At 39.4% G+C, this 2,787-nt stretch carries 3 protein-coding genes; 2 read left to right on the forward strand and 1 reads right to left on the reverse strand.

The genetic code is table 11. The annotated features are described in order from the left end of the window. A partial coding sequence (locus tag ACJMML_RS09110) for a 4Fe-4S binding protein (protein WP_405307011.1) occupies positions 1-760 on the reverse strand: 760 nt, incomplete at its 3' end. A 185-nt stretch (positions 761-945) separates the two neighbouring features. On the opposite strand from ACJMML_RS09110, the gene ACJMML_RS09115 reads away from it, so the two are divergent. Then, the gene (locus ACJMML_RS09115; RefSeq protein WP_405307012.1) at positions 946-2,040 is read left to right on the forward strand and encodes an OBG GTPase family GTP-binding protein; all 1,095 of its coding nucleotides are present in this window, start codon (positions 946-948) and stop codon (positions 2,038-2,040) included. Continuing rightward, complete coding sequence (locus ACJMML_RS09120) at positions 2,037-2,564, forward strand: adenylate kinase family protein (protein WP_405307013.1); 528 nt, start codon at positions 2,037-2,039, stop codon at positions 2,562-2,564. The genes ACJMML_RS09115 and ACJMML_RS09120 overlap by 4 nt, the downstream gene beginning before the upstream one ends. Positions 2,565-2,787 lie beyond the last annotated feature (223 nt).

Consider the following 2,787-nt stretch of genomic DNA (forward strand, 5'->3'; position numbering starts at 1 on the left):
TACCGTTTTCTCTTTTTCTGGAATTGTTTAACATTTCAACGTCCATTGGACATGCTTTTACACATTTGCCGCAATTGATGCATTTATCTTCATTGACTTCAACTCTTAAAAGTGAAAAATAGCTTGAAATCTTTAAAAATACCGTAATCGGACAGACATATTTGCAAAATGCACGATTGTCTTTTAGATAAAATGCCAGAACAATCCCAAGAATATAGTAAATAATATTTCCTAAAATAAACAGGTAAAATATTATTGAATCAAGATTAGCAACTTTAAAAACGAATAGTGAACATACACCGCATGATATTGCGGCAAATAATATGTATCTGACATACCCCCAGTTTTTCCTTTCGTTTTGAGGGGTTTTATAAGGCAGCAGATCCAATATCATCGCTGTCCAGCAGGCATAGCCGCACCATCCTCGGCCAAAAAGTAATGGTCCAAGGATTTTTGCAATTAGAAAATGAATAACGGCACCTTCAAAAACACCTAAACTTAAGTAATACCAAAATCCGGACAGGGACAAGTTTTCATGACCCAAGATACCAACATAAACAAACAGGTAACATCCAACTGCAAGCATAATCAGGTTTCTTGCGTATCTGTTATTTTTACCCATCAGGTACAGTCCAACAGCTATTGCAGTTCCGATATAGAGAAAATTGAATATGAAAAATGTGTTTGAAGTTAAAATATATATCAAAATAGAAATCACGATGAAAATTAACTCCATAATTATGGGTGCTTTGATGTTCATGAATAATAATTTTTTAATCACAGTAATTTAAATTTTTTTGAATTATCTAGTATAATCTATGATTTTTTGCAATAACTTGCAGTATATTAATATCAGTTTAAATGTCCTAATAAGGGCTTTAATATTTTAAAATATAAATAATATAAAAATCTAAAATATTAATTACTAATTTTAGGAGAAACCAGATGGGAATTGAAGACAAGATAAAATCTATTGAAGAGGAAATCCAGAAGACCCCCTACAACAAGGCCACCTCTCACCACATTGGAAAACTTAAGGCAAAACTGTCCAAATTAAAAGAGGAATCTCTGCAGAGAAGCAGCGGAGGGTCAAAGGGACAGGGGTTTCACGTCAAAAAATCAGGAGACGCTACAGTAGTGCTTGTAGGTTTCCCGTCTGTCGGTAAATCCACTTTACTCAACAACATCACAAACGCCGAAAGTAAGGTCGGAGCCTATCAGTTCACAACCCTCGACATCGTTCCGGGTGTCATGGAGCACAAGAATGCAAAGATTCAGGTATTTGACATTCCGGGAATCATCACAGGCGCAAGCAGCGGAAAAGGCCGTGGTAAGGAAATCCTTTCGGTTGCAAGAACTGCCGATTTGATACTTGTAGTTCTCGACACATTCAACCCTCAGCACCTTGATGTCATCATAAAGGAGTTAAGGGCAATCGGAATCAGGCCGAACGAGCATCCGCCTGACGTTACAGTCAAAAGGAAAAAGCTGGGCGGTGTAAAGGTATCAAGCACCTGCAAGCTCACACACATGGATGAGAAGACAATAAGGTCAATCCTAAACGAGTACGGCTACATAAACGCTGACGTTCTCTTCAGGGATGATGTCACAATGGACCAGTTCATCGATGTTCTTGACAGGAACAAGTCCTACGTCCCGATGCTTATTCTATTGAACAAGGTGGACCTTGTGGATGACGCATACATCGAGGAGCTCAAGAAATACATTCCGGAGTTCATTCCGATTTCAGCAGACAAGAACACCAACATCGACGAGCTCAAGGATTTGATATTCGACAATCTGGATTTGGTTCGAGTTTACTTGAAGCCTCAGGGAAGAAAGGCGGACATGGAAGATCCCCTTGTCATCAAGAAGGGCTCAACCGTAATCGATGCCTGCGGAAAGCTCCACAGGGAATTCGTCAAGAATTTCAGACATGCGAAAGTTTGGGGAACATCAGTCAAGTTTCCGGGACAGAAGGTTGGTCCGGACCATGTGCTTGATGATGAGGATGTTCTCAGGATAATCCTGAAAAAATGACTGCCATATTCATAACCGGAACCCCGTGCACCGGTAAGACAACACTTGCTTCCAGATTGAACGGACGCTTGATTAAAATCAATGATCTGGCAATAAGTCATGGTTTCGTAATGGGCATTGATGAGAATAAGGGTTATAAGGTCATAGACATCGACAAGTTGTCACGATATGTAGATGAACTGATTAAAAATTGTGATGAACTGCTGATTTTTGAGGGGCACCTCTCACATCTCTGCGACGGCGCCGACAAGGTGATTGTCCTGAGGGTAAATCCGGAGATGCTGGAAAAGAGGTTAATGGAAAGGGACTATTCCGAATCCAAAATCCGGGAAAACCTTGAAGCTGAAGCCTTGGGAGTGTGTTCTGCCGAAGCCTTCGAGAAATATCCCGAAAGCACCTATGAGCTGGATGTCACTGGTCTGGGAATTGACGAGGCAGTGGAACTGGTTGAGGATGTCATCGAAAACGGCGGAGACTATCCTGTCGGAAGCGTTGATTTCATGGAATGGCTGGTTGAAAACTAAAAAGCGGATTATAATCATTTCGTTTAATGGGATTAATTGCCTTGAAAGGATACATTAGGAATTCTTTTTTTTCACTTTAAATTTTGTGATTACCAAAAACACCACCAAAATTCACAACCTTTATAAATACCAACAGACATATTTATTCTTAATATTCATATTAACCTAAGGTTATCTTAACTATGGTTTTTGTTTTAATTTGCGCAAATCATTTTAATTCAAT

The organism is Methanobrevibacter sp. (genome assembly GCF_045130115.1).
GTDB lineage: Archaea > Methanobacteriota > Methanobacteria > Methanobacteriales > Methanobacteriaceae > Methanocatella.

Bases quoted from the DNA above. Each gene is read 5' to 3' on its own strand.
- ACJMML_RS09115 (WP_405307012.1), top strand. From the start codon at position 946: ATGGGAATTGAAGACAAGATAAAATCTATTGAAGAGGAAATCCAGAAG.
- ACJMML_RS09120 (WP_405307013.1), top strand. From the start codon at position 2,037: ATGACTGCCATATTCATAACCGGAACCCCGTGCACCGGTAAGACAACA.